Origin of the sequence: Pseudomonas sp. PDM25, assembly GCF_019219045.1 — a bacterium.
Taxonomy (GTDB): domain Bacteria; phylum Pseudomonadota; class Gammaproteobacteria; order Pseudomonadales; family Pseudomonadaceae; genus Aquipseudomonas.
The window spans coordinates 54,033-79,788 of record NZ_JAHUWL010000012.1; the positions used below are offsets into that span (position 1 = coordinate 54,033).

Annotated in this window: 22 protein-coding genes; 15 read left to right on the forward strand and 7 right to left on the reverse strand. The window is 58.3% G+C overall.

Annotated features, from left to right (window positions below; genetic code table 11):
• The first annotated feature begins 4 nt into the window (after positions 1 to 4).
• Positions 5 to 196 carry a hypothetical protein gene (locus tag KW848_RS22060; protein WP_046045829.1) on the forward strand — a complete coding sequence of 64 codons (192 nt, stop codon included), beginning with the start codon at positions 5 to 7 and terminating at the stop codon, positions 194 to 196.
• Between the two features lie 174 nt (positions 197 to 370).
• Here KW848_RS22060 and KW848_RS22065 read toward each other — a convergent pair whose 3' ends face one another.
• Positions 371 to 1,120 carry a FadR/GntR family transcriptional regulator gene (locus KW848_RS22065; protein WP_046045828.1) on the reverse strand — a complete coding sequence of 250 codons (750 nt, stop codon included), beginning with the start codon at positions 1,118 to 1,120 and terminating at the stop codon, positions 371 to 373.
• A 239-nt stretch (positions 1,121 to 1,359) separates the two neighbouring features.
• Here KW848_RS22065 and KW848_RS22070 point away from each other — a divergent pair, with 239 nt between their 5' ends.
• Entirely contained in the window at positions 1,360 to 1,710 is a 351-nt protein-coding gene (locus tag KW848_RS22070; RefSeq protein ID WP_218538040.1) for a hypothetical protein, read from the forward strand.
• A gap of 94 nt (positions 1,711 to 1,804) precedes the next feature.
• On the opposite strand, the gene KW848_RS22075 is transcribed toward KW848_RS22070, so the two are convergent.
• The 3 genes from KW848_RS22075 to KW848_RS22085 form a co-directional block, all read right to left on the reverse strand.
• Positions 1,805 to 3,532 (reverse strand): ABC transporter ATP-binding protein/permease, encoded by a 1,728-nt coding sequence (locus KW848_RS22075; RefSeq protein WP_111450427.1) that lies wholly within the window; start codon positions 3,530 to 3,532, stop codon positions 1,805 to 1,807.
• Between the two features lie 97 nt (positions 3,533 to 3,629).
• Positions 3,630 to 4,190: a response regulator transcription factor gene (locus tag KW848_RS22080; RefSeq protein WP_007942792.1), complete on the reverse strand. Its 561-nt coding sequence runs from the start codon at positions 4,188 to 4,190 to the stop codon at positions 3,630 to 3,632.
• On the reverse strand, positions 4,183 to 5,445 hold the full coding sequence (locus KW848_RS22085; protein ID WP_111450428.1) for an ATP-binding protein: 1,263 nt from the start codon (positions 5,443 to 5,445) through the stop codon (positions 4,183 to 4,185). Before KW848_RS22085 ends, KW848_RS22080 begins: the two co-directional genes overlap by 8 nt.
• Positions 5,446 to 5,824: 379 nt before the next feature.
• On the opposite strand from KW848_RS22085, the gene KW848_RS22090 reads away from it, so the two are divergent.
• The 9 genes from KW848_RS22090 to KW848_RS22130 all read left to right on the forward strand — a co-directional run bounded on the left by KW848_RS22090 (position 5,825) and on the right by KW848_RS22130 (position 17,951).
• Positions 5,825 to 6,541, forward strand: a complete 717-nt coding sequence (locus KW848_RS22090; protein WP_111450429.1) for an SIMPL domain-containing protein — start codon at positions 5,825 to 5,827, stop codon at positions 6,539 to 6,541.
• Between the two features lie 646 nt (positions 6,542 to 7,187).
• Positions 7,188 to 8,813, forward strand: a complete 1,626-nt coding sequence (locus KW848_RS22095) for an ABC transporter substrate-binding protein (RefSeq protein WP_111450430.1) — start codon at positions 7,188 to 7,190, stop codon at positions 8,811 to 8,813.
• Between the two features lie 303 nt (positions 8,814 to 9,116).
• Complete coding sequence (locus tag KW848_RS22100; protein ID WP_218538041.1) at positions 9,117 to 10,718, forward strand: ABC transporter substrate-binding protein; 1,602 nt, start codon at positions 9,117 to 9,119, stop codon at positions 10,716 to 10,718.
• 173 nt (positions 10,719 to 10,891) lie between these two features.
• A complete protein-coding gene (locus tag KW848_RS22105; protein ID WP_218538042.1) occupies positions 10,892 to 12,310 on the forward strand; it encodes an OprD family porin in 1,419 nt (472 codons plus the stop codon).
• 79 nt (positions 12,311 to 12,389) lie between these two features.
• Positions 12,390 to 13,985 carry an ABC transporter substrate-binding protein gene (locus tag KW848_RS22110; protein WP_192410139.1) on the forward strand — a complete coding sequence of 532 codons (1,596 nt, stop codon included), beginning with the start codon at positions 12,390 to 12,392 and terminating at the stop codon, positions 13,983 to 13,985.
• 74 nt (positions 13,986 to 14,059) lie between these two features.
• Positions 14,060 to 15,070, forward strand: coding sequence for an ABC transporter permease subunit (locus tag KW848_RS22115; protein ID WP_008148942.1), 1,011 nt, complete (start codon positions 14,060 to 14,062; stop codon positions 15,068 to 15,070).
• 10 nt (positions 15,071 to 15,080) lie between these two features.
• Complete coding sequence (locus KW848_RS22120; RefSeq protein WP_111450434.1) at positions 15,081 to 15,992, forward strand: ABC transporter permease subunit; 912 nt, start codon at positions 15,081 to 15,083, stop codon at positions 15,990 to 15,992.
• Positions 15,993 to 16,002: 10 nt separating this feature from the next.
• Positions 16,003 to 16,971: an ABC transporter ATP-binding protein gene (locus KW848_RS22125; protein ID WP_111450435.1), complete on the forward strand. Its 969-nt coding sequence runs from the start codon at positions 16,003 to 16,005 to the stop codon at positions 16,969 to 16,971.
• A complete protein-coding gene (locus KW848_RS22130; RefSeq protein ID WP_033058071.1) occupies positions 16,971 to 17,951 on the forward strand; it encodes a peptide ABC transporter ATP-binding protein in 981 nt (326 codons plus the stop codon). Before KW848_RS22125 ends, KW848_RS22130 begins: the two co-directional genes overlap by 1 nt.
• A gap of 112 nt (positions 17,952 to 18,063) precedes the next feature.
• On the opposite strand, the gene KW848_RS22135 is transcribed toward KW848_RS22130, so the two are convergent.
• The 3 genes from KW848_RS22135 to KW848_RS22145 form a co-directional block, all read right to left on the reverse strand.
• Positions 18,064 to 18,306: a hypothetical protein gene (locus KW848_RS22135; protein WP_192410138.1), complete on the reverse strand. Its 243-nt coding sequence runs from the start codon at positions 18,304 to 18,306 to the stop codon at positions 18,064 to 18,066.
• Between the two features lie 156 nt (positions 18,307 to 18,462).
• A complete protein-coding gene (locus KW848_RS22140; protein ID WP_218538043.1) occupies positions 18,463 to 19,701 on the reverse strand; it encodes an MFS transporter in 1,239 nt (412 codons plus the stop codon).
• 324 nt (positions 19,702 to 20,025) lie between these two features.
• Entirely contained in the window at positions 20,026 to 21,609 is a 1,584-nt protein-coding gene (locus KW848_RS22145) for a peptide chain release factor 3 (protein WP_056742891.1), read from the reverse strand.
• Positions 21,610 to 21,974: 365 nt separating this feature from the next.
• Between KW848_RS22145 and KW848_RS22150 the strand changes: the two genes are divergently transcribed.
• The 4 genes from KW848_RS22150 to KW848_RS22165 are packed head-to-tail and all read left to right on the forward strand — an operon-like array spanning position 21,975 to position 25,425.
• Positions 21,975 to 22,691: an ABC transporter permease gene (locus KW848_RS22150; RefSeq protein WP_218538044.1), complete on the forward strand. Its 717-nt coding sequence runs from the start codon at positions 21,975 to 21,977 to the stop codon at positions 22,689 to 22,691.
• Positions 22,692 to 22,711: 20 nt separating this feature from the next.
• Positions 22,712 to 23,605, forward strand: coding sequence for a glycine betaine ABC transporter substrate-binding protein (locus KW848_RS22155; RefSeq protein WP_218538045.1), 894 nt, complete (start codon positions 22,712 to 22,714; stop codon positions 23,603 to 23,605).
• 12 nt (positions 23,606 to 23,617) lie between these two features.
• On the forward strand, positions 23,618 to 24,271 hold the full coding sequence (locus KW848_RS22160; protein WP_008148960.1) for an ABC transporter permease: 654 nt from the start codon (positions 23,618 to 23,620) through the stop codon (positions 24,269 to 24,271).
• Positions 24,268 to 25,425: a betaine/proline/choline family ABC transporter ATP-binding protein gene (locus tag KW848_RS22165; protein WP_008148962.1), complete on the forward strand. Its 1,158-nt coding sequence runs from the start codon at positions 24,268 to 24,270 to the stop codon at positions 25,423 to 25,425. Before KW848_RS22160 ends, KW848_RS22165 begins: the two co-directional genes overlap by 4 nt.
• The last annotated feature ends 331 nt before the right edge of the window (positions 25,426 to 25,756 follow it).

Genomic DNA, 25,756 nt, shown 5'->3' on the forward strand with positions numbered 1-25,756 from the left:
GATGATGACTATCAAATTGAAACTGGAACTGGCCTCGGGCCAATCGCTGAAGGGTGCGCCGTTGGAGTTGTTGGCCAAGGGAGTGCCGATTGCTCGGGCGGTGGTGGATGAGCATGGGCATGTGGCATTCGATGCCAAGGCTGGGGTTTCTGAGTGGGCCGTGAGGGTGGATCGCTCGATTCTCAGGTCAGGCTGAAGCCATAGCGTAACGGCTGCTGGCCCCTTCGCGAGCAAGCCCGCTCCCACATTTGATGTCTAGTGTTCACTCATTTTGTGTTCACAGACGATCTAGTGTGGGAGCGGGCTTGGTCCGGGCGGCGTTCCGACGAAAGCGGTCTGTCAGGCAATAAATCATCCGCAGACAGAAAACTTATCCTCGCTGAGCTTCAGCCTCTTCATGCGCATGACGCAGCCGCTCGCGACTGTTCGTCAGATGCAACCGCATCGCCGCCCGCGCCGCATCCGAATCCTGACGCGCAATCGCGTCGTAAATCTCTTCGTGCTCACGACTCAGGCGATTCATGTAGTGCTGTTGGTCGTCATGGGCCAGGCGCGCGGAGTTGAGGCGCGTGCGCGGAATGATGCTGGTACCCAGGTGGGTCATGATGTCGGTGAAATAGCGGTTGCCGGTCGCCAGGGCGATTTGCAGGTGGAACTGGAAGTCGGACGCCACCGCATCGCTGGCATGGGAAACACTTTCATTCAATGCATCCAGCGCCGCTCGCATCAATGCCAGTTGCTCGGGGCTGCGGCGTTGCGCGGCGAGGCCGGCGGATTCCACTTCAAGGCTGATGCGCAGTTCCAGAATCGCCAGTACATCCCGCAGCGTGACCACGGTCGCCGGGTCGATACGGAAACCGCTCGGGCTCGGGGTGTCGAGCACGAAGGTACCGATGCCGTGGCGGGTTTCAACCTGGCCTGCCGCCTGCAAACGGGAAATCGCTTCACGCACCACGGTGCGGCTGACGCCATGGGCATCCATGATCGCCGACTCGGTGGGCAACTTGTCGCCACGCTTGAGGTGACCGTCGCGGATCTGCTCGGACAGCACCGTCACCAGTTCCTGAGCGAGGCTGCGGCGCTTGCGAGGGAGGCGTGGTGCGTCGATCGGGTTTTCCATGGTGAACGTCTTTCTCGAAAGTTGCGGCTGAAACCGCATCATAGCTCAACGCGGTTGTACGATCACCCCGGCAACATAAGACAGCAGCCAACCTTCAAACTACCACTTGTCTGAACTGTCATTTATGACAGTAGCCGCTTGTGCATGCGGAAGATCTACTTATCAGGAGTTAAGCCGCCGACTCTTCTAGACGTCAATCACTTCTCAATCAGGTGTGCAGAATCCAAAGGACTTAAGCCATGAAAAGCCAACAACTAATTTTTGAAAGACCTGGCATTAGAGAAACCCAAAGTTCTGACCTCTACTTAAGCGAAGTTGGAAAATCTGTTGGTGTTTTAATTCCGTCATACCGAGATATGACTGCCGGAGACCTGATCAGGTTGAGTTTAGAGTTTCCCTACCCTGACGACAGCGAGCATTTTGAACACGTAATCACCAACGAAAACGTTGGAAAAACCATCACCATCGAAGTTCTCAAACAGGTTTTTCAAGATCACCTGGATAAGTCCGTGAAAGTTTTATATGAAGTCAAGAGAGGCACCGTGTCGTTAGGCGTATCAGCTATCCGTGGTCTGAAAATCAACCCTTGACCAAGCCAATACCGGCTCAGATAGAGAATTCTCTATCTGAGCTGGTGCTGACAACGATGTGAGTTTTGGTTAATCGTAAAACCAACAGAAGTGTTCAGGCGGTCACTGTTTGATCCACCAGATGGCCATTCTCGATACGAACATGCCGTGGATGGAAGCGCTTCAGGCTGCTGCGATGCCCGACGCTGACGATGCTCAATCCCGGAATCTCATCGATCAAGCTCTGATACAGCGAAGCTTCGTCCTCCTCGTCCATCGCCGAGGTCGCTTCGTCCATGTACAGCCATTGCGGTGCGTAAAGCAGCGCACGAGCGAAGGCCAGACGTTGCTGCTCACCCGGCGACAACATGCGCTGCCAGTGATTGGCTTCGTCCAGACGAGCAACGAGGTGCGGCAAACGGCACGCCTCCAGTACGTGAACGTAGCGCTCGTGCAAATACGTATCGCCCGGCTGTGGATAACTCAGCGCTTCACGCAACGTGCCAATCGGCAGATAGGGTTTTTGCGGCAGGAACAAATAACGCGCCGCGGGCAGACGAATACTGCCGTGGCCAGCCGGCCACAGATGCCCCATCGCCCGCAACAAGGTCGACTTGCCGCTGCCGGAACGGCCACTGAGCATGACGCGCTCGCCCTCCTCCACGGTCATGTCGGCGTTGGTCAGCAAGTGACGACCGTCAGCGAGGTCAAGGCCAAGGTTATGCACCTTCAACGCCGAGCCCTGGTTCTGCACATCGATGGCCGGTGCCCGCTCTTCGTTGTCGGTCATGGCCTGGCGGAAACTCAGCAGACGATCACACGTGGCACGCCACTCGGCGAGATCCTGGTACGCGCTGATGAACCAGCTGAAGTTCTCCTGGACGTTGCCGAACGCGGAGTTGATTTGCATCAGCTCACCGAGCTCGATCTTGCCGGCGAAGTAACGCGGCGCGGCGACCATGAACGGGAAGATGATCGCGATCTGGCCGTAACCGGAGGTGAAGAAGGTCAGGCGCTTGGACACTTTCATGATGTCCCAGAAGTTGTGCCAGACCAGCCCGAAACGGCTGCTCAAGCGACGATTCTCGTTGGGCTCGCCGTTGTACAGCGCAATGCTTTCGGCATTTTCGCGGACCCGCACCATGGAGAAACGCAAGTCGGCTTCGAAACGTTGCTGGTTATTGTTGAGGCCGATCAAGCGACGACCGATCACATGCGTCAGCCAACTGCCGACGGCGGCATAAACCAGTGCACACCAGAACATGTAGCCGGGAATCGTATAGCCAAACACTTCAATGCTGCCTGAGACGCCCCACAGAATAATCGAGAACGACACCAGGCTGACGATGTTGCGGATCAAACCAAGGCCCAGGAGCAAGGTGTTGGTGGTGAATTTATTGAGGTCTTCGGAAATGCGCTGGTCCGGGTTATCGGTGTAACCGCCCTGCTCCAGCTGGTAGTAATTCTTGTTGTCGAGCCAGCGGGTGAAGTGCTTCTCGGTGAGCCAGGCCCGCCAGCGGATGGTCAGCATCTGGGTCAGGTAGAGCCGATACACCGCGCCGAGAATGGCCACCGCCGCAATGCCGCAGAAATACAGGATCAACTGCCAGAAGGCCGCTTCGTCCTTCTTTTGCAGGGCGTTGTAAAAATCCTTGTACCAACTGTTGACCCACACCGAAATCGCCACGCTGAACAACGACAGTGCGATCACGGCGATGAGCAACGTCCAGGCCTTGCCCTTCTCTTCGCTGCGCCAATAAGGCGTGGTCATCGCCCAGACTTTGCGAAAAAACTGCCCGCGCACAGCATCGTTGACCGCGGAATATTCAGCGTTCTGATTCATGGATAAGGCTCGATAAAGAAAAGAACACACACGAACCGATCATAGATGATCGGTTCGGTTCCCCGCGAGGAGCGACCTGCATTCATTCAGCGCAGGTTCAGCGACGAACGGGACGCTTCTGCAGTTTGCGCTGCAGCGTGCGGCGGTGCATGCCCAGGGCCCGGGCAGTGGCGGAGATGTTGCCTTCGTGTTCGGTCAGCACGCGCTGGATGTGTTCCCACTGCAGGCGATCCACCGACATCGGGTTTTCCGGTACCAGTGTGTCGAGGTCGGCATGTTCGGAGAGCAGCGCGGCCAGCACGTCATCGGCGTCCGCCGGTTTGCACAGGTAATTGCAGGCGCCGCGCTTGATCGCCTCGACGGCGGTGGCGATGCTCGAGTAACCGGTGAGGATCACCACGCGCATTTCCGGGTCCAGCTCAAGGAGCTTGGGCAACAGCACCAAGCCGGAATCGCCGTCCATTTTCAGGTCCAGCGCGGCATAGTCTGGCAGGTCCGCCTGAGCGATGGTCAGGCCTTCTTCGGCGGAACCGGCGGTGCTGACGCGAAAGCCGCGGCGGGCCATGGCACGGGCCATCACCCGGGTAAACGTTGCGTCGTCGTCTACCAGCAGCAAATGCGGCAGTTCTTCGCCTTCGACTTGGATCTCGTCACTCATGTTCGTCTCCTCGGGCGACACGGGGCAGGCGCAGCTCGGTGAGCGTGCCGCCTTCCTCATGACTGTAGAGTTTCACTGAGCCGCCGGCGCGTGTCACGCTGGCCTTGCTCAAAAACAGGCCCAGGCCGAAACCTTTGCCCTTGGTGGTAAAAAATGGCTTGCCGATCTGCTCGGCGATGGCCAGCGGTACACCGGCACCGTGGTCGCGGATGCTGATGGTCAAGTCCTCGGCATTCCAGTCCAGCGTCACTTGCAGCCCTTCGGGGCAAGCGTCGGCGGCGTTGTTGAGCAAATTCAGCAGCGCCTGGGTCAGGTCCGGCGGCGGCGCCATGCGCGGCACGGCGCCTTGGCCCAAGCGCTGAAAGCGGTAACTGGCTTCCGGACGCATCAGGTGCCAGCGGTTCAGGGCTTCGTCGAGCCAATCGGTGACGTCCTGCATCTCCACGGCCAATCGGCGATTGGCCTCGGCGGCGCGCACCAGTTGCTGCAAGGTTTCTTTGCAAAGTTTGACCTGATCCTGCAGCACGCTCAGGTCGTCCTGCAACATCGGGTCGTGATGGTCCTGACGCATTTCCTTGAGCAACACGCTCATGGTCGCCAACGGCGTGCCCAGTTCATGGGCGGCGCCGGCAGCCTGGGTGGCGACGGCCAGCAGTTGCTGATCGCGCAGGCCCTCTTCGCGACGGATGGCACGCAGTTCTTCCTGACGACGCAGCTCTTCGGCCATGCGTGCAGCGAAGAAAGTGATGACCGCCGCGGCCAGGGCGAAACTCAGCCACATCCCGTATACCTGCAGGTTTTCCCGAGCGATCGGGAAGGTTTGCAGCGGATAGAAGCGGGCCAGCAGCAGGGTGTACATCGTCAACGCGATACCGGACAGAATCACTGAATAACGCCACGGCAACGTCACGGCGGCGATGGTCAGCGGTACCAGGTAATAAGAGACGAAGGGGTTGGTCGAGCCGCCGGAGAAGTACAGCAAGGCACTGTGGATAAACAGGTCGCAGGCCAGTTGCACGGCGTATTCGAGTTCGGTAACCGGCCATGTGGTACGCAAGCGAATGGCCGTGAACGCGCACAGCAACATCGAGCAACCGAGGGTCGCGGCCAGTTGAAACCAGGGCAGCGGCAGCAAGTCGAGCCAGTAGGCCAAGCCCACGGAACCGGCCTGAGCGGCCAACACCAATGTGCGGATGAACGTCAGCCGCCAGAGATTCTGGCGAGTTGCGGAAGTGATTTGAACGGGGGCGAGCATGAGCTCTCCTGATGAGCGCTCCAGGCGGATCGCACGGAGTATAACCAAGCCGCGGGCCTGAGAGGCGAAAGTGCGGCAAACGACCACAGGTGTGAGCGGCTTGAAGGCCTAATGTGGTGAGGGGATTTATCCCCGTTGGGTGGCGAAGCCGCCCCAAAATTCACAACCGAATCCTGCCTGCCTACTTCAGGGCGATATTTACGACTGCTTCGCAGCCGAACGGGGCGGTGCGGCGTTCCGATAAATCCCCTCACCACAGGGTCACCTGTGATCGATCTGTATAGAAGTTGTAACTGTGCGAACCGGATCATAAAAGCTAGAGTCTGATGGTTTCACGCAGGCTCGGACATTACCCCTGCGCATCGCCCAAGGAGCTTTCATGCACACATTCCGCCGCAGCGCCGCTCTTCTTGCCCTTAGTGTTGGCACCGTCGCCAGCCTCCCGGCCCTGGCTGCCGACGAGCTGCACTACAACCAGATCGCCCTGCGCGCCGAAGTCAGTCAGGAAGTGGCCCGCGACCTGATGATCGTGACCCTCTATACAGAAGAGCAAAACACCGATCCGGCCAAACTCGCCGCCGACGTCAGCACCACCATGAACAAAGCGCTGGCCCAGGCCAAACAGGTCAAGGAAGTCACCCTGCGCCAGGGCAGCCGCAACAGTTACCCGATCTACGATACCAAGGGCCAGAAAATCACCGGCTGGCGCGAACGCGCCGAACTGCGTCTGGAAAGCTCCGACTTTGCGGCGCTGTCGAAACTGACCGGCGAACTGCTCACCGACCTGAAAATGGGCGGCATGGACTTCGCCATCGCCACCCCAACCCGCAAGGCCAGCGAAGATGCGCTGCTCAAAGACGCCGTGACTGCCTTCAAGGCCCGTGCGCAACTGGCCACCGACGCGCTGGGCGGCAAGGGTTACAAAATCGTCAACCTGAACCTGAACAGTAACGGTTATCCACAACCGTACATGCGCGCGCCAATGATGATGAAAGCGGCGAGCATGGACAGTGCGCCGGTTACGCCGGAAGTCGAAGCTGGTACAAGTCAGGTCAGCATGACGGCGGATGGTTCGATTGAAGTGTTGATGCCTTGATTCGATAACCCATACACAAAAACGGCGATCACCGAAGTGATCGCCGTTTTTTTATGCCCGACCAAAACCAAAAACCGGAACGCGGGAACGATCAATCGGGTCAGAAAATGCTCGTTACGGGCTCAACATTTGGAAAAAACCAAAAGCGCTACCGCAAGCAGCAAAGGTTGCCCCCCCCGGTACTACCAACACCCCCAAGCCCCCCCACCAAATCCCGAAGCCAGGCATCCCCCACAGATGTCCACTGACAAACAGTAACGAAACAATCTGCCCCCACAGACACAACAACCCTTTAAACAACAACCACCTGGCCACCAAACCAGAACTCAATCTCATTCAGGCCCGCACTCCCCGTTCACACCCCTCAATGATGGGTATAAATAAGTAACACCGCGCTCCAATCGAGTGCGCAAAACATCCAGATCGCACCGCACAGGTGCGCGATTTGCACTGAAAAAAACCTGCGCAAACGGTCAAATGCGCGCGAATTTATACAAATGCGACATTAAGGTACGTTCGTGCCACTGTTTAACGCCTGTGGTCGCTCCGGATCTTGCATTGGGTATGGCCCCTGCATAAGTATCCGCAGGTCGACTCACGAGGTCGTCCTCTAATTCCAAAAATGACAACAAATCATGAGGCCACCATGCTTAAACACGCGGTCATTCCGTTTTTAGTCGGCGCAAGCTTGTTAGCCAGCGCACCTTTCGCCCAAGCGGCGACTAACCTGGTGTTTTGCTCCGAAGGGAGCCCGGCCGGTTTTGATCCTGGTCAGTACACCACCGGAACCGACTTCGACGCCTCTGCAGAAACCATGTTCAACCGCCTGACTCAGTTCGAGCGCGGCGGCACCGCCGTTATTCCTGGTTTGGCGACCAAATGGGACATCTCCGATGATGGCCTGACTTACACCTTCCACCTGCGCGACGGCGTGAAGTTCCACACCACCCCGTACTTCAAGCCGACTCGTGAGTTCAACGCCGACGACGTGCTGTTCACCTTTAATCGCATGATTAACAAGGATGATCCGTTCCGTAAGGCGTACCCGACCGAATTCCCGTACTTCACCGACATGGGGATGGACACCAACATCACCAAGATCGATAAAGTCGACGACAAAACTGTCAAGTTCACCCTGAAAGAAGTCGACGCCGCGTTCATCCAGAACATGGCCATGAGTTTCGCGTCCGTCCAGTCCGCCGAGTACGCCGCGCAGCTGCTGAAAGAAGGCAAAGCCGCCGACATCAACCAGAAGCCGGTCGGCACGGGTCCGTTCGTGTTCAAGAGCTACCAGAAAGACTCCAACATCCGCTACACCGGGAACAAGGACTACTGGAAGCCTGACGACGTCAAGATCGACAACCTGATCTTCGCCATCACCACCGACCCGTCGGTGCGTATCCAGAAGCTGAAGAAGAACGAGTGCCAGATCACTCTGTTCCCACGTCCGGCCGACCTGAAGGCGCTGCAAGAAGACAAGACTCTGAAAGTGCCTAACCAGGCTGGTTTCAACCTGGGTTACATCGCCTACAACGTGATGGACAAGATCAAGGGCAGCGATCAGCCGAACCCGATGGCCCAACTGAAAGTGCGTCAAGCGCTGGACATGGCCGTCAACAAGCAGCAGATCATCGACTCGGTTTACCAGGGTGCAGGTCAACTGGCTGTCAACGCCATGCCGCCGACCCAGTGGTCTTACGACACCACCATCAAGGATGCGCCGTACAACCCTGAGAAAGCCAAAGAGCTGCTCAAGGAAGCCGGCATCAAGGAAGGCACCGAGATCAACCTGTGGGCGATGCCGGTACAACGTCCGTACAACCCGAACGCCAAACTGATGGCTGAAATGCTGCAGTCCGACTGGGCCAAGATCGGTATCAAAGCCAAGATCGTGACCTACGAGTGGGGCGAGTACATCAAGCGCTCCAAAGGCGGCGAAAACGGCGCGATGCTGATTGGCTGGAGCGGCGACAACGGTGACCCGGACAACTGGCTGAACGTGCTGTTCGGCTGCGATTCGCTGCAAGGCAACAACTTCTCCAAGTGGTGCGACAAGAAGTTTGACGGCATCGTGAAAGAAGCCAAGCGCACGACCGACCAGTCCAAGCGCACCGAACTGTACAAACAGGCGCAACACGTCCTCAAAGACGCCGTTCCAATGACACCTATCGCTCACTCGACGGTGTTCCAACCCATGCGCGACAGCGTGCAGGACTTCAAGATCAGCCCGTTTGGCTTGAACTCCTTCTACGGCGTCAGCGTCAGCAAATAAGGTTTTGCAACGGCGACGTTTTTGACGTCGCCGTTGCTTTATCTGCCGAGAAAGTAGGAAACCACCTACATCCAATTCCGCTGAGTATTACAGCAGCGGCGTCGGACGCGTTGCCATTTCCTACGAGTCTTTAGGACTCTACGTATTTACTGCCAGACCCACGGCTCCTACCGTCGGGATCTGACCAGTTCGTGCGTGGGCTCTCGGTTATTGCTGCATGCCATGGTTTGAGATCAATGATGCCTCCACGTCCCCGGACGGGATGGCGGCTCATTGAAAAACACATAAGAGAAAGGGAGCGTCATGCGCCATACCTTGGTTTTATCCGCATTGCTGGGCACCGGCCTGTTGGCCGCCACTTCCATCAGCCAGGCCGCCAATAACAGCCTGGTGTTCTGCTCCGAAGGCAGCCCGGCTGGCTTCGACACCGCGCAGTACACGACCGCGACCGATAACGACGCCGCCGAGCCGTTGTACAACCGACTGGCAGAGTTCGAAAAAGGCGCCACCAACGTCGTACCAGGCCTGGCCACTCGCTGGGATATTTCCGAGGACGGTCTCAAGTACACTTTTCACCTGCGCGAAGGGGTGAAATTTCACACAACCAAATACTTCACGCCGACCCGTGATTTCAACGCCGATGACGTGCTGTTCACGTTCAATCGCATGCTCGATCCGCAGCAACCTTTCCGTAAGGCTTATCCGACCGAATTCCCGTATTTCAACGGAATGAGCCTGAACAAGAACATCGCCAAGGTCGAGAAGACCGGGCCGCTGACCGTGGTCATGACGCTCAACAGCGTGGACGCCGCGTTCATCCAGAACATCGCCATGAGCTTCGCCGCCATCCTGTCCGCCGAGTACGCCGACAAACTGCTGGCCGAAGGCAAGCCCAGCGACATTAATCAGAAGCCGATCGGCACCGGGCCGTTCGTATTCAAGAGCTACCAGAAAGATTCCAACATCCGTTACACCGGCAATAAGCAGTACTGGGACCCGAGTCGGGTCAAGCTCGATAACCTGATTTTCGCCATCAACACCGACGCCTCGGTGCGGGTGCAGAAGCTCAAGGCCAATGAGTGCCAGATCACCCTGCACCCGCGCCCTGCCGACGTGACTGCGCTGAAAAACGACCCGTCACTCAAGCTCATCGAGAAGCCCGGTTTCAACCTGGGTTACATCGCCTACAACGTACGCCACAAGCCTTTCGACCAGCTCGAAGTGCGCCAGGCGCTGGACATGGCGGTGAACAAGCAAGGCATTCTCAACGCCGTCTATCAAGGTGCCGGTCAGCTGGCGGTCAACGCCATGCCACCGACCCAATGGTCCTACGACGAGACCATTAAAGACGCCGCCTACAACCCGGAAAAAGCCAAGGAACTGCTCAAGGCCGCCGGCGTGAAGGAAGGCACGGAAATTACTTTGTGGGCGATGCCCGTTCAGCGCCCTTACAACCCGAACGCCAAATTGATGGCCGAAATGCTCCAGGCTGATTGGGCGAAGATCGGGCTCAAAGTGAAGATCGTCAGCTACGAATGGGGCGAGTACATCAAGCGCACCAAGAATGGCGAGCACGACGTCAGCCTGATCGGCTGGACCGGTGACAACGGGGACCCGGACAACTGGCTCGGCACGCTTTACAGCTGCGACGCCATTGGCGGCAACAACTACTCCATGTGGTGTGATCCGGCTTACGACAAGCTGATCAAGCAGGCCAAAGTCGTCACCGACCGCGACCAGCGCACCGTGCTCTACAAACAGGCGCAGCAGTACCTCAAGCAGCAGGTGCCGATTACGCCAGTCGCCCACTCGACGGTTAACCAGCCGTTGAGCGCCAAAATCGAAGGATTCAAGGTCAGTCCTTTCGGTCGTAACGTGTTCTCGGGCGTCAGCATAGAAAAATAACCGATTAGCCAGAAACGCTGGGGGCGGATTCCGCCCTCACGCAAGCGTATTGCCGTAATTCGTCAATCCGGCCTACAGCAAACGTTTGCGATGCCTTGTATGAGTTCCAAACCAAATAGCCGGATCACCCAATAAGACCGGCATTAAAAAAAGAAAGAAAGGAGCGTCACCCCATGAAACTGAGCAGCACCGCGTTATTGGCCTTGGCCATCAGCAGCGTAACCGCCTCGGCGTACGCAGAAACCCAGAGCCAGGCGTACACCCCGGTTACCGTGAAAGAGAAAAGCGCTCAGAGTGAAGCCACTGGCTTTGTCGAAGGCCAATCGATCACCGGGAGCACGCGTAACTGGTATGCGAACGAGCAACTGAAGCGTGGCGCCCATTTCAAGTACAACAAAAACGGTGTATCGACCGAAACGGATCGTCGTATCAACTGGGTCCAAGGCACCATCCTCAAGTACAACTCGGGCTTCACCGAGGGTACTGTCGGCTTCAGCACTGAAGTCGCGGCTTACAACGCCATCGCCCTGGACCGTGACCGTAAAGACCTTGCGTCTGCTAACGGTGGCGCACCACTGAATGGTGTTGGCGGCCTTGGCAACAACCGTACCCTGACCAAAGACGGCGGCGACGCCCAGGGTCAGTGGAGCAAACTGGGCCTGGCCAACGTCAAGGCGCGTGTATCCAACACCACCCTGACCGCCGGTCGTCAAAACTTCAGCAGCCCGCAGGTCGATGTAATCGGCAACCGTGCACTGCCTTCGAGCTTCCAGGGTGTCAGCCTGCACAGTGAAGAATTGGAGAACCTGTCGTTCGACCTCGGCACCTTCGATCGCAACTCACCGCGTACCGAAGAGAGCCAGCGTAAGTTCCGCTCCGAATACGCCGACACTGTCATCGAAGCCGATCACGTGAACACCGCTGGTATCACTTACCAGCCGTTCGCGAGCCTGACCACCAGTCTGTGGGGCACCCAGGCCGAAGACCTGTGGAACCAGTACTATTTCGGCGCCAGCCATGTATTGGGTGACAGCTCGGTACTGAGCCTGACTACTGGCCTGAACTACTACAAAACCGTCGATGAAGGCAAAAAACTGCTGGGCGAAATCGACAACGACACGTACTCCCTGTCACTTGGTCTGACCCACCAGGCCCACAGCCTGACTTTCTCGTACCAGGAAGTGAACGGTAACGAGTACTTCGACTACCTGCACGAAACCAACGGCATTTACCTGGCCAACTCCCTGCTGTCGGACTTCAACGGCCCGAACGAGAAATCATTCCAGATCGCCTACGGCCTCAACATGGCTGAATACGGCGTGCCCGGTCTGAAATTCAATATCTACCAGGCTCGCGGCTGGGGTATCGATGGTACTCACTACAAAGGTGGCGCCTACGACAGCGTGACCACGATGGACGGCGAAACCCACTACGAATACGGCATCGGTACTTCGTACGCCGTGCAGAGCGGCCCACTCAAGGCCACCACTGTTCGCGCGACCTACACCGCTCACCGCGCCAGCGAGAACCAGTCTGATGGCAGCATCAACGAGTTCCGTCTCGTGACCACCATCCCGTTCAACATTCTGTAATAAACCTGCCGAACGGCTGATTCAGTGACGAATCGGCCGTTCGGCTTTGTCCTTTTAACCGATTGCAGAGGGTTCTTTGATGAAAATGCTTCCCCTACGTGCGGCCATTGCAGCCGCGTTGCTGAGTGTCGCTGTTGGCGTCTCGGCCAAACCCCTGGTGGTCTGCACCGAAGCCAGCCCGGAAGGCTTCGACATGGTCCAGTACACGACTGCAGTCACCGCCGATGCGGTGGCCGAAACCATCTTCAATCGTCTGGCGGACTTCAAGCCCGGCACCACTGAAGTGATTCCGGCACTGGCCGATTCCTGGGACATCAGTGAGGACGGCCTGACCTACACGTTCCACCTGCGCAAAGGCGTCAAGTTCCACACCACCGACTACTTCAAGCCGACCCGCGACATGAACGCCGACGACGTGGTCTGGAGCTTCCAGCGTCAGCTGGACCCGAATCACCCGTGGCACAAACTGTCGAGCGTGGGCTTCCCGTACTTTGAAAGCATGGGCTTCAAGGAACTGCTCAAAAGTGTCGAGAAGATCGATGACAACACGGTCACCTTCACCCTGACCCGCCGCGAAGCGCCGTTCCTGGCCGACATTGCCATGGCCTTCTCCTCGATCTACTCCGCCGAATATGCGGACCAGTTGCTCAAGGCCAACAAGACTGGCGACCTGAACAACAAGCCTGTCGGCACCGGCCCGTTCGTTTTCCAGCGTTACAACAAGGACGCTCAAGTCCGCTTCAAGGCCAACCCGGATTACTTCCGTGGCAAGCCACCGGCTGATTCGCTGATCCTGGCCATCGCCACCGACAACAACGTGCGCCTGCAAAAACTGAAAGCCAACGAATGTCAGATTGCGCTGTATCCCAAGCCAGATGACATCCCGAGCATCAAGAAAGACGCCAAACTGAGTGTCGATGAACTGAACGCGATGACCGTCTCGTACATCGCCATGAACACCTCGCACAAGTACATGAGCGATGTGCGCGTACGTAAAGCCATCGATATCGCCTTCGACAAGGCCGCCTACGTCAACGCGCTGTTCGGCAAAGGCAATGCGACCGTGGCGGTCAATCCGTACCCGGACACCCTGCTGGGCTACAACCATGCCCTGAAGAATCCGCCGCGTGATCTGGACAAGGCTCGTGCCTTGCTCAAGGAAGCCGGCGTACCGGATGGCACTACGTTTACCCTGTTCACCCGTAACGGCGGCGGTCCAACCAACCCGAACCCGATGCTCGGCGCGCAGATGATGCAGGCCGATCTGGCCCAGGTCGGGATCAAGGTCGATATTCGCGTCATGGAGTGGGGCGAAATGCTCAAGCGCGCGAAAAACGGCGAGCACGACATGGTTTCTGCCGGATGGGCGGGCGATAACGGCGACCCGGATAACTTCCTGACGCCTATGCTCAGTTGCGAGGCCGCCAAAAACGGCGAAAACTACGCACGCTGGTGCAATGAGAAGTTCCAGACGCTGATCGATGAAGCCAGGGCTAAAGTGAACCCGGCGGAACGTGCAGCGCTCTATGAGCAAGCCCAAGAGGTTTTCAATCAGGACCAGCCATGGATCAGCATGGCGCACACCCGTATGTTCACCGCAATGCGTAACAACGTAGAGGGCTATCACATTAGCCCGCTCACCACTAATAACTTCGCCACCACCCAGGTGAAGTAGATAAGAAAACTCCCGGCGTCCCTGACCCCAGGGACGCCAGGCACGCCTAACCGGCTGATGAGGTACACCACAAGATGTTTAGTTTTATTGCCCGCCGATTGGGGTTATTGATCCCCACGTTCTTCGGCATCACCTTGCTGACTTTCGCGTTGATTCGCATGATTCCAGGCGACCCCGTGGAAGTAATGATGGGCGAACGTCGAGTCGACCCCGAAATGCACGCTCAGGCAATGGAACGCCTAGGTCTGAACAAACCCCTGTATGCCCAATACCTGGATTACGTTGGCAAACTGGCCCACGGCGATCTCGGCGAATCCCTGCGTACCCGTGAAAGTGTCTGGAGCGAATTCACTTCTCTATTCCCCGCGACCCTGGAACTGTCCATGGCCGCCCTGTTGTTCGCCGGCATCCTGGGCCTTCTGGCCGGGGTGATCGCGGCACTCAAGCGAGGATCCCTGTTCGACCACGGGGTGATGGGCGTCTCCCTGGCGGGATACTCGATGCCGATCTTCTGGTGGGGCCTGATCCTGATCATGTTCTTCTCGGTATCCCTGGGCTGGACCCCGGTGTCCGGGCGGATCGACCTGCTCTACGACATCGAGCCGCGGACCGGTTTCATGCTCATCGACACACTGCTGGCCGATGACGTCGGTGCGTTCTTCGATGCCCTGCATCACCTGATCCTGCCGGCCATTGTGCTCGGCACCATCCCGCTGGCAGTGATCGCGCGGATGACCCGTTCTTCGATGCTCGAAGTGCTGCGTGAAGACTACATCCGTACCGCCCGCGCCAAAGGCCTGTCGCCCTCGCGCGTGGTGTTCGTCCACGGCCTGCGTAACGCGCTGATTCCGGTGCTGACCGTGGTCGGCCTGCAAGTCGGCACATTGCTGGCCGGTGCGGTCCTGACCGAAACCATCTTCTCCTGGCCCGGCATCGGCAAATGGCTGATCGAAGCCATTGGCGCACGGGACTATCCCGTGGTGCAAAACGGCATCCTGTTAATTGCCTGCCTGGTGATTCTGGTCAACTTCGTGGTGGACATCCTCTACGGCTTTGCCAACCCACGCATCCGTCATCAGCGCTGAGATCAAGACCATGACCACTCTCACTACACCGGTAGCAGTCGATCAAAGCCTGCTGTATCCGTCTCCCTACAAAGAATTCTGGCAAGCGTTCTCCAAGAACAAAGGCGCCGTCGCCGGCCTGCTGTTCATGCTGCTGGTGATTTTCTGCGCCCTGTTCGCCCCTTGGGTGGCACCGCATAACCCGAGCGAGCAATTTCGCGACTTCCTGCTGACCCCGCCGTCCTGGCTGGAAGGTGGGCAGCTCCAGTTCCTGCTCGGCACCGATGAACTGGGTCGCGACCTGCTGTCGCGGCTGATCCACGGTTCGCGCCTGTCCCTGCTGATCGGCTTGTCGTCGGTGGTGATGTCGCTGATTCCGGGCATCCTTTTGGGTCTGTTCGCCGGGTTCTTCCCGCGCTTGCTCGGCCCGACCATCATGCGTCTGATGGACATCATGCTGGCCCTGCCGTCCCTGCTGCTGGCCGTGGCGATTGTCGCCATCCTCGGCCCTGGCCTGATCAACACCATTATTGCCATCGCCGTGGTTTCGTTGCCGTCCTATGTTCGTCTGACCCGCGCCGCGGTGATGGGCGAGCTGAACCGCGACTACGTGACCGCCGCGCGCCTGGCCGGTGCCGGTCTGCCACGCCTGATGTTCGTCACCGTGCTGCCTAACTGCATGGCGCCGCTGATCGTTCAGGCGACCTTGAGTTTTTCCTCGGCGATTCTCGATGCCGCCGCACTGGGCTTCCTCGGCCTTGGCGTTCAACCGCCAACCCCTGAGTGGGGCACCATGCTGGCTTCGGCTCGCGACTACATCGAACGCGCCTGGTGGGTCGTCAGTCTGCCTGGTTTGACCATTTTGCTCAGCGTGCTGGCAATCAACTTGATGGGCGACGGCCTGCGCGATGCGCTGGACCCGAAACTCAAGAACGCCGCCTGAGGAGATTCAAATGTCACTGTTAGAAATCAAGAATCTCAACGTTCGCTTCGGCGACAAGAACGCCGTTCCGGTGGTCGACGGTCTCGACATTACCGTGGACAAGGGCGAAGTTCTGGCCATCGTTGGCGAATCGGGTTCCGGCAAGTCCGTGACCATGATGGCGCTGATGGGCTTGATCGAACATCCGGGGATCGTCACCGCCGACGCCCTGAATTTCGACGGCAAGAACATGCTCAAACTGAGCAACCGTCAGCGTCGGCAGATCGTCGGCAAAGACCTGGCCATGGTCTTTCAGGACCCGATGACCGCGCTGAACCCGAGCTACACCGTCGGTTTCCAGATCGAAGAAGTGCTGCGCCTGCACCTGAAAATGTCCGGCAAGCAAGCCCGCAAACGTGCCATCGAATTGCTGGAAAAAGTTGAAATCCCGGGCGCCGCCAGCCGTATGGATGCTTATCCGCATCAACTGTCCGGTGGTATGAGCCAGCGTGTTGCGATCGCCATGGCGATTGCCGGCGAACCGAAACTGCTGATCGCCGACGAACCGACCACGGCACTGGACGTAACGATTCAGGCGCAGATCATGGACCTGCTGCTGGCCCTGCAGAAAGAGCAGAACATGGGCCTGGTGCTGATCACTCACGACCTCGCGGTCGTGGCCGAAACCGCCCAGCGCGTGTGCGTGATGTACGCCGGCCAAGCGGTCGAAGTGGGTCAGGTGCCTCAGCTGTTCGACATTCCGGCGCACCCGTACAGCGAAGCGCTGCTCAAGGCGATTCCGGAACACAGCCTCGGCGCCACGCGCCTGGCCACGCTGCCGGGCATCGTTCCCGGTCGTTATGACCGTCCGCAGGGTTGCCTGCTGTCGCCGCGTTGCCCGTACGTGCAGGAGACCTGCCGTCAGCAACGTCCAACCCTCGACCCGAAAAGCAACAGCCTCGCCCGCTGCTTCTACCCGTTGAATCAGGAGGTGGCGTAATGGCCGTCGTACTTACCGCCCGCGACCTGACCCGTCACTACGAAGTGTCCCGTGGCCTGTTCAAGGGCCATGCGACCGTTCGCGCCCTGAACGGTGTGTCGTTCGAACTGGAAGCCGGCAAGACCCTCGCTGTCGTCGGCGAATCGGGCTGCGGCAAATCCACCCTGGCCCGTGCCCTGACGCTGATCGAAGAGCCGTCCTCCGGCTCCTTGAAAATCGCCGGGCAGGAAGTCGCCGGTGCGAACAAAGCTGAACGCAAGCAATTGCGCAAAGACGTGCAGATGGTGTTCCAGAGCCCTTACGCGTCGTTGAACCCGCGGCAAAAGGTCGGTGACCAGCTCGGCGAGCCGCTGCTGATCAACACCAACCTGAGCGCCGCCGAACGTCGTGAGAAAGTGCAGGCGATGATGAAGCAGGTGGGCTTGCGCCCTGAGCACTACCAGCGTTATCCGCACATGTTCTCCGGCGGTCAGCGCCAGCGGATCGCCCTGGCCCGCGCGATGATGTTGCAGCCTAAAGTGCTGGTAGCGGATGAACCGACCTCGGCGCTGGACGTGTCCATTCAGGCGCAGGTGCTGAACCTGTTCATGGACTTGCAGCAAGAGTTCAACACCGCTTACGTGTTCATCTCCCACAACCTGGCGGTGGTGCAACACGTCGCCGATGACGTGATGGTGATGTACCTCGGTCGCCCGGTAGAAATGGGCCCGAAGAACGACATCTACGAGCGTCCTCTGCACCCGTACACCCAGGCGCTGCTGTCGGCCACCCCGACCATTCACCCGGACCCGAACAAGCCGAAAATCAAGATCGTCGGCGAGTTGCCCAACCCGTTGAACCCGCCATCGGGTTGCGCTTTCCACAAGCGCTGCCCGTACGCGACCGAGCGTTGCAGCACTGAAGAGCCGGCCCTGCGCCTGCTCGACAGCCGCCAGGTGGCTTGCCACTACGCGGAGCAATTCCTCGACGGCGCGGCATAAAAATGTGGGAGTGAGCCTGCTCGCTCCCACAGGGATAGACGACCTGTTCACTAACCCCTTCTGCTTCGGCTGCGCATCAGTCGGGCAGGAGGGGTTTTCTTTTGTCTGTCACTTAAGCCCCTTCATCCTCATCGTCCGGTTCGTCAGTGGTCGAGTCGTCATCGTCTGCGCTGCCGCCCTGCCCCTGATCGCCCGGCTCCGATTCGGACTTGGCGAGCATCAATTCACCCTGCCCGACCTGCCCGCTCGAAGCCTGGGTATCGTGATTCTCGCACTCGGCCCAGACCGCCGAACTGCCGAGGGTCAGCATTACCAATACTTTCAACATCAATAAAACGCGTAGCAACCTGTTCATAGCCGATTCCATCCATTTGTAGGTGAAACAGCGATGCCTTCTCTGGCGTTGAATAGAATCTAGTTCCGATTGATTCGGTTCTCCAGATAGGACGCTAACGGATGGACGGAATGCCCTTGGTGGGGAGATTGGTTTTGAATAACGTCTATAACCGGATCAGCTAAGTGAAGCAGGCTCGGCGCGCGCTGTTGGAAGAACCTTTTGCTGTCCTGACAAGCGAGTCGCTTGATAAATCAGCGGTATGGACAACAGCGCCAGAGCCGCACTGGCGAGCCAGACGCTATGCCCACCGAAATGACCATAGAGTTGCCCTCCAAGCGCAGGCGAAAGCAGGGCACTTGCACTCCAGCACATGAAAAAAAGACCAAAGTAATGCCCGCTTTTTCCTCCTTGCGCATGCTGCATGACCAGCACGTTCAGGGGCGGCATGAAAAGAGCTTCGCCAAGCGTCCAAATCACGGTCGACAGGCAGACAAAAAGCACCCCCGCCCCCAACGGCAACATCCCGAGCCCGCAGGCCAATAACAGGCTCCCTGCAAGCAGTTGCCGGCGCGTACCCCATTGCTCACTCCAATGAGATAACGGTATTTGCAGCACCACCACCAACACTGCATTGAGTGCAAATTGCCACCCAATGACTTCAGTGCTCAACCGGTAATACTCGAGTAAATAGTTGCCCAACATGCTGTAGACCGGGTCAAAGGCCAGGCCGAGCACGACGGCAGCAGCCAACAACCACAGGAACGGTTTGTTTCGATACGGTACGCATGAACCTGAAGCAATTTCAGGCACCTCATCCGGTATCAAGACCGGTCGATGAAATGTCGTTCGGACAAACCACAAAAACGCCAACAGCGTCATGGCTGCACTGACAAAAAACACCCAGCGAAAATCAGTCTGCGCCAGCACCCCACCCACCACCCCGGCGACCGCCATACCCAGGTTTCTGGCAACACGACTCAAAGACTGCGCACGAGCACGCTGCGCAACCTGGCAATACTCCATGATCAACCGCTGATGAAGGGTGCGAATCGCACCATCGAGTACACCGCTGAACAGCAGCAACCCAGCCAGCAAAGGCACGTCAGTCACCAGCCCCAACAAGACCAATACCCATGCCGAGACAAAAAACAACGCGGCAGTGAGCCGCGCCGTGGAGAAATGATCACTGAGCAGTCCGCCGACCATTGACCCGATCAGCAAACCAGCCCCGTATCCGGATAACAACCAGCCAACGGTTTCAATCGCAAGCCCCAGTTCCTGGCGCAAGTACAACGCCATGAACAGCTTGACCATGGTGCTCAAGCGATTGATGAACAACAACGCCGCCAGCACCCAGGCCATTACGCAGAAATAGCCGTCCAGCCGCAGCAGGTGAGTAAGCCGACTGGTCATTCCATTGATCCCTTGTGCTCCTGCTCCGTGGAAAATCGCTGTTTGCGAAAGGTCCTCCGAACACTAGCCCCCAACAATTGCGTTGTCACGGGTAAAAAACCTGGTCACGAAAAAACAGAGGCAAGCTACAAAGTCAGGAAAAAAGACCTACAGAAAAACCTCACGCTCCGATCGCTTGGAGCTAAAAAAAATCAAAAAAAACCCGCAGCTTTCGCCACGGGCTTTCGGGTGCACCACACAATCCGTAGGAGCAAAGCTTGCTCGCGATGGCAATCTCAAAACCGCCATCGCCAGCAAGGGCTAGACGCCCCCGGCGGCTACAAATTAATGGTGCTCACGCGTCGCACGGAATTTCACGTCCGGCCAGCGCTCTTCCATCAGCGCCAGGTTGACCCGCGTCGGGGCCAGGTAGGTCAGGTGACCGCCGCCGTCGATGGCGAGGTTTTCCACAGCCTTGACGCTGAACTCTTCGAGCTTTTTCTTATCGCTGCAATCGATCCAGCGCGCGGAATACACAGTAATCGGCTCGTAGGAGCACTCGACCTTGTATTCCTCTTTCAAACGGCTGGCGACCACATCGAACTGCAGCACACCGACGGCGCCGAGGATGATGTCGTTGCTGCGCGTCGGGAAGAACACCTGAGTGGCACCCTCTTCCGCCAGTTGCTGCAGGCCCTGACGCAGTTGCTTGGATTTCAGCGGATCACGCAGGCGCACGCGACGGAACAGTTCCGGGGCGAAGTGCGGGATACCGGTGAAGCCCAGGACTTCGCCTTCGGTGAAGGTGTCGCCGATCTGGATCGTGCCGTGGTTGTGCAAACCGATGATGTCGCCGGCGAAGGCTTCTTCCAGTTGCTCACGCTCGGAGGAGAAGAAGGTCAGCGCATCGCCGATCCGTACGTCTTTGCCGGTGCGCACGTGGCGCATCTTCATGCCTTTTTCGTACTTGCCGGAGCAGATACGCATAAAGGCGATACGGTCGCGGTGTTTGGGGTCCATGTTCGCCTGGATCTTGAACACGAAGCCGGCGAATTTCTCTTCAACCGGTTCCACGGTGCGCTCGTTGGCGACACGGGCCAGCGGTTTCGGCGCCCAGTTGACCACGGCGTCGAGCACGTGATCGACACCGAAGTTGCCCAATGCAGTCCCGAAAAACACCGGGGTCAGCTGGCCGTCGAGGAATTCCTGTTGATTGAATTCGTGACAGGCGCCCTGTACCAGTTCCAGCTGATCGACGAAGCGATCGTATTCGTCACCGAGGTGCGCGCGGGCTTCATCGGAGTCGAGCTTCTCGATGATTTTCACATCGGTGCGCTCGTGGCCGTGGCCCGCGGTGTAGACGATGATGTAGTCGTCGGCGAGGTGATAGACGCCCTTGAAGTCGCGGTAGCAGCCGATCGGCCAGGTGATCGGCGCCGCTTTGATCTTCAGGACCGCTTCGATTTCGTCGAGCAGTTCGATCGGGTCGCGGATGTCACGGTCGAGTTTGTTGATGAAGCTGACAATCGGCGTGTCACGCAGACGGCAGACGTCCATCAGCGCGATGGTCCGAGGCTCAACACCCTTACCGCCATCGAGGACCATCAAGGCCGAGTCCACTGCCGTCAGGGTGCGGTAGGTGTCTTCGGAGAAGTCTTCGTGGCCCGGGGTGTCGAGCAGGTTGATCATGTGGTCGCGATACGGGAACTGCATGACCGACGTGGTAATGGAAATACCCCGTTGTTTTTCCATTTCCATCCAGTCGGAGGTGGCATGGCGGTCAGATTTGCGAGATTTCACCGTGCCAGCAATCGCAATCGCCTTGCCCATCAGCAAGAGCTTCTCGGTGATGGTGGTTTTACCGGCATCGGGGTGGGAAATAATGGCGAAAGTGCGGCGTTTCGCGACTTCGGCGGCCTGTTTGGTCATGGGAAATCGCCTGGCAGGTGATTCAAAAAAGGGCGGCGAGTATAGCGCAAACCGAGCTCTACGGACCACCGTTCGCCCTGTCGCCAATGGCGAAGGATGGGCCAGAAGGGAGATCATGGGTGGCTAATTGCTGCTAAATATGGAACCTTTTAAAAGGTGCAGACGTCCACTCCCCTGTTACGGCACTCGTACCAGGGGCTGAAAAATCAGCAAGTTGGCCTGACGAGGCTGCGCTTATGGCTCGATCTCATGCGGTTTTATCAGCATGAAGAGCTGCTTCTCGCGAACGTTGATCATCCCGGCAGCCAGGAATGGCCTTGCCACTCGGGACTGCGTTCGCCGACAAAGAAAAAAGGAGTCCGCCTGTGGCTATTCGCTATGGCAAGGGGCTGATAGGAGGTGCGGTTGTCGTCGCCCTTCTGGCCCTGCTGGTCCACTGGATTGGCATCAACACGATCGAACATTACCGCGACGATTTGTTGTTTTACCTGCAAGCCCATTTGATTCTTGTCCTCGCTTCCATGCTGGCCGCCCTTGTTGTGGGCATACCCGCCGGTATCTTTCTCAGCCGCCCGAACATGGTGGGCCGCGCTGAACGCTTCATGCAGATCTTCAACATCGGCAACACCGTGCCGCCTCTTGCCGTACTGGCCATCGCCCTGGGTATCCTCGGCATCGGCAGCGGCCCTGCGATTTTCGCCCTGTTCCTCGCCTCGCTGTTGCCGATCGTGCGCAACACCTATGAAGGCCTGAAAAACGTCCAGGGTTCGCTCAAGGAAGCGGCCGTCGGCATCGGCATGACACCGACTCAGGTGTTGTGGCGGGTCGAACTGCCGAACGCCGTGCCGATCATCATCGGTGGCGTGCGCGTGGCGCTGGCGATCAACGTCGGTACTGCACCGCTGGCGTTCCTGATTGGCGCCAACAGTCTGGGCAGCCTGATTTTCCCTGGCATCGCCTTGAACAATCAGCCGCAACTGCTGCTCGGCGCGGCCTGCACCGCCCTGCTGGCCTTGCTGCTCGACGGCCTGGTGACACTCGCCAGCCGCCTCTGGCTCGAACGCGGCTTGCGCCCGTCTTAAGCCTCGGCAAAGGAATCTTTATGAAGACATTTAGCTTTTTACTAGGCTGCGCCCTGCTGTTCGCAGGATTTGCCCAAGCCGCTGAAAAACCGGTGATCCGCATCGGCGCCCGGGTGTTCACTGAACAAACCCTGCTGGCGGAAATCACCTCCCAATACCTGCGCACCAAGGGTTACGACACTCAAGTGACCGGCGGTCTGGGCAGTAACCTGGCCCGCAGCGCCCACGAAAGTGGTCAGCTCGACCTGATGTGGGAATACACCGGCGTGTCGCTGGTGGCTTACAACCACATCACTGACAAGCTCGACAGCGCTCAGTCCTATGCCAAGGTGAAAGAACTCGACGCGAAAAAAGGCCTGATCTGGCTTACCCCGTCGAAATTCAGCAACACCTACGCCCTGGCCCTGCCAGAAAGCACCGCCAAGGCTTACCCGCAGATCAACACCATCAGCGAGCTGAACACGGTGATGCAGGCTGAGGCGAAGACCAATCACCTCGTCGCCCTGGACACCGAGTTCGCCAACCGCTCCGACGGTCTGGACGGCATGGTCGACCTCTATGGCATGAACCTGACCCGCAAAAACATCCGGCAGATGGATGCTGGTTTGGTCTACACCGCCCTGCGCAATGGTCAGGTGTTCGCCGGTCTGGTCTACACCACGGACGGTCGCTTGAACGCCTTCAAGCTGAAACTGCTGGAAGACGACAAACACTACTTCCCGGACTACACCGCTGCGCCGGTGGTGCGTCAGGTCTACCTCGACGCCCATCCGAAACTCGCGGAAGAGCTCAAGCCGCTGGCCGAACTGTTCGACGACGCCACCATGCGTCAGCTCAATGCGCGGGTCGATGTCGATCACGAAAGTCCTTCATCCGTTGCCGCCGATTTCCTGCGCCAGCATCCAATCAAATAAGGAGGAAAAGACATGGAATTTCTGAACGCCTTTTCCCATCTCGACTGGCCGTTGGTCCTGCAATTGACCGGGCAGCACATCACCTTGGTCGGCATTGCCGTGACCCTGGCGATTCTGGTCGGCGTGCCGCTGGGCATCCTGATGACGCGCTTCCCGACCCTCGCCGGCCCGTTGCAAGCCAGCGCCACGGTGCTGCTGACCGTTCCGTCGATTGCCCTGTTCGGCCTGCTGCTGCCGTTCTACTCCAAATTCGGCCAGGGCCTGGGCCCGATGCCGGCGATCACCGCGGTGTTTCTTTATTCGCTGCTGCCGATCATGCGTAACACCTACCTCGCCCTGACCGGCGTCGACCCCGGCATTCGCGAAGCCGCCCGCGGCATCGGCATGACCTTCGGCCAACGCCTGCGCATGGTCGAACTGCCGATCGCCGTGCCAGTAATCCTCGCCGGTGTGCGCACCGCCGTGGTCATGAACATTGGTGTAATGACCATCGCCGCCACCATCGGCGCCGGTGGCCTGGGTGTACTTATTCTCGCTTCAATCAGCCGCAGCGACATGTCGATGCTGATCGTCGGCGCCGTGCTGGTCAGTCTCCTGGCCATCTTCGCCGACCTGCTTCTGCAATGGCTGCAACGCACGCTGACTCCAAAAGGACTCCTCAAATGATCGAACTTCAAAACCTCAGCAAGACCTTCCAAAGCAACGGCAAAGATGTGAAAGCCGTGGACTCGGTAAGCCTGACCGTCAATGAAGGCGAGATCTGTGTGTTCCTCGGGCCATCGGGCTGCGGCAAAAGCACCACGCTGAAAATGATCAACCGCCTGATCAAGCCGACCTCCGGCAAGATCCTGATCAACGGCGAAGACACCACCGACCTCGACGCCGTGACCCTGCGCCGCAACATCGGTTATGTGATCCAGCAGATCGGTCTGTTCCCGAACATGACCATCGAGGAAAACATCACCATCGTTCCGCGCCTGCTGGGCTGGGACAAACAGAAATGCCACGACCGCGCCCGCGAGTTGATGAGCATGATCAAGCTCGAACCCAAGCAGTATCTGAATCGCTATCCACGTGAGTTGTCCGGTGGTCAGCAGCAGCGGATCGGCGTGATCCGTGCGCTGGCGGCGGATGCACCGCTGTTGTTGATGGATGAGCCGTTCGGCGCGGTCGACCCGATTAACCGCGAGATGATCCAGAACGAGTTCTTCGAGATGCAACGGGCGTTGAACAAGACCGTGATCATGGTCAGCCACGACATTGATGAAGCGATCAAGCTGGGCGACAAGATAGCCATCTTCCGCGCCGGCAAGCTGTTGCAGATCGATCACCCGGATACGCTGCTGGCGCACCCGGCGGACGACTTTGTCAGCAACTTCGTCGGCCAGGACAGTACGCTCAAGCGTCTGTTGCTGGTGAAAGCCGAAGATGCGGCGGATAACGCGCCGTCGGTGAGCCCGGAAACGCCGGTGGCTGAAGCCCTGGAGTTGATGGACGAACTGGACCGTCGTTATGTGGTGGTCACTTGCGCCGACAATAAAGCACTGGGCTACGTGCGCCGTCGCGACCTGCACCGTCAGACGGGTACTTGCGCGCAATACTTGCGCGAGTTCAACGCCACCGCCGCGTTCGACGAACATTTGCGCATTCTGCTGTCGCGCATGTACGAGTTCAACCGCTCGTGGTTGCCGGTGATGGATGCGGAGCGGGTGTTCCTGGGTGAAGTGACTCAGGAATCGATTGCCGAGTACCTGAGCTCCGGCAAGTCCCGCGGGGGCAAGACCAGCATTGTTTCGCCGGCTGAGACTGCTGTCGCATGATCTGACGCCTTCGCGAGCAAGCCCGCTCCCACATTGGATCTGTGCAACAACACAAATCCTCTGTGGGAGCGGGCTTGCTCGCGAAGGGCAGCACTACAAACCCCTCTGATACACCTCAAATATCCCTATAAAGGGAACATCACACTGTCATGCAGGTCGGTTACATCAGTAGCTGTCCGGGACCGCACGACGGATGCGTGTAAAAACGCGACATTTTTTGTTGATCTCAAGCCCCTCACGCCCTAAAGTTCGCGCCGAACGTCCATGCTGGAAACGATCCATCCGGCTCAAGTACTGACGACGAGACAGCAAGGCCAAGGGAAAGCACCGC

Excerpts from the sequence above, each read along its gene's own strand:
- KW848_RS22060 (WP_046045829.1), top strand. The coding sequence starts at position 5 with ATGACTATCAAATTGAAACTGGAACTGGCCTCGGGCCAATCGCTGAAG.
- KW848_RS22065 (WP_046045828.1), bottom strand. The coding sequence starts at position 1,120 with ATGGAAAACCCGATCGACGCACCACGCCTCCCTCGCAAGCGCCGCAGC.
- KW848_RS22070 (WP_218538040.1), top strand. The coding sequence starts at position 1,360 with ATGAAAAGCCAACAACTAATTTTTGAAAGACCTGGCATTAGAGAAACC.
- KW848_RS22075 (WP_111450427.1), bottom strand. The coding sequence starts at position 3,532 with ATGAATCAGAACGCTGAATATTCCGCGGTCAACGATGCTGTGCGCGGG.
- KW848_RS22080 (WP_007942792.1), bottom strand. The coding sequence starts at position 4,190 with ATGAGTGACGAGATCCAAGTCGAAGGCGAAGAACTGCCGCATTTGCTG.
- KW848_RS22085 (WP_111450428.1), bottom strand. The coding sequence starts at position 5,445 with ATGCTCGCCCCCGTTCAAATCACTTCCGCAACTCGCCAGAATCTCTGG.
- KW848_RS22090 (WP_111450429.1), top strand. The coding sequence starts at position 5,825 with ATGCACACATTCCGCCGCAGCGCCGCTCTTCTTGCCCTTAGTGTTGGC.
- KW848_RS22095 (WP_111450430.1), top strand. The coding sequence starts at position 7,188 with ATGCTTAAACACGCGGTCATTCCGTTTTTAGTCGGCGCAAGCTTGTTA.
- KW848_RS22100 (WP_218538041.1), top strand. The coding sequence starts at position 9,117 with ATGCGCCATACCTTGGTTTTATCCGCATTGCTGGGCACCGGCCTGTTG.
- KW848_RS22105 (WP_218538042.1), top strand. The coding sequence starts at position 10,892 with ATGAAACTGAGCAGCACCGCGTTATTGGCCTTGGCCATCAGCAGCGTA.
- KW848_RS22110 (WP_192410139.1), top strand. The coding sequence starts at position 12,390 with ATGAAAATGCTTCCCCTACGTGCGGCCATTGCAGCCGCGTTGCTGAGT.
- KW848_RS22115 (WP_008148942.1), top strand. The coding sequence starts at position 14,060 with ATGTTTAGTTTTATTGCCCGCCGATTGGGGTTATTGATCCCCACGTTC.
- KW848_RS22120 (WP_111450434.1), top strand. The coding sequence starts at position 15,081 with ATGACCACTCTCACTACACCGGTAGCAGTCGATCAAAGCCTGCTGTAT.
- KW848_RS22125 (WP_111450435.1), top strand. The coding sequence starts at position 16,003 with ATGTCACTGTTAGAAATCAAGAATCTCAACGTTCGCTTCGGCGACAAG.
- KW848_RS22130 (WP_033058071.1), top strand. The coding sequence starts at position 16,971 with ATGGCCGTCGTACTTACCGCCCGCGACCTGACCCGTCACTACGAAGTG.
- KW848_RS22135 (WP_192410138.1), bottom strand. The coding sequence starts at position 18,306 with ATGAACAGGTTGCTACGCGTTTTATTGATGTTGAAAGTATTGGTAATG.
- KW848_RS22140 (WP_218538043.1), bottom strand. The coding sequence starts at position 19,701 with ATGACCAGTCGGCTTACTCACCTGCTGCGGCTGGACGGCTATTTCTGC.
- KW848_RS22145 (WP_056742891.1), bottom strand. The coding sequence starts at position 21,609 with ATGACCAAACAGGCCGCCGAAGTCGCGAAACGCCGCACTTTCGCCATT.
- KW848_RS22155 (WP_218538045.1), top strand. The coding sequence starts at position 22,712 with ATGAAGACATTTAGCTTTTTACTAGGCTGCGCCCTGCTGTTCGCAGGA.
- KW848_RS22160 (WP_008148960.1), top strand. The coding sequence starts at position 23,618 with ATGGAATTTCTGAACGCCTTTTCCCATCTCGACTGGCCGTTGGTCCTG.
- KW848_RS22165 (WP_008148962.1), top strand. The coding sequence starts at position 24,268 with ATGATCGAACTTCAAAACCTCAGCAAGACCTTCCAAAGCAACGGCAAA.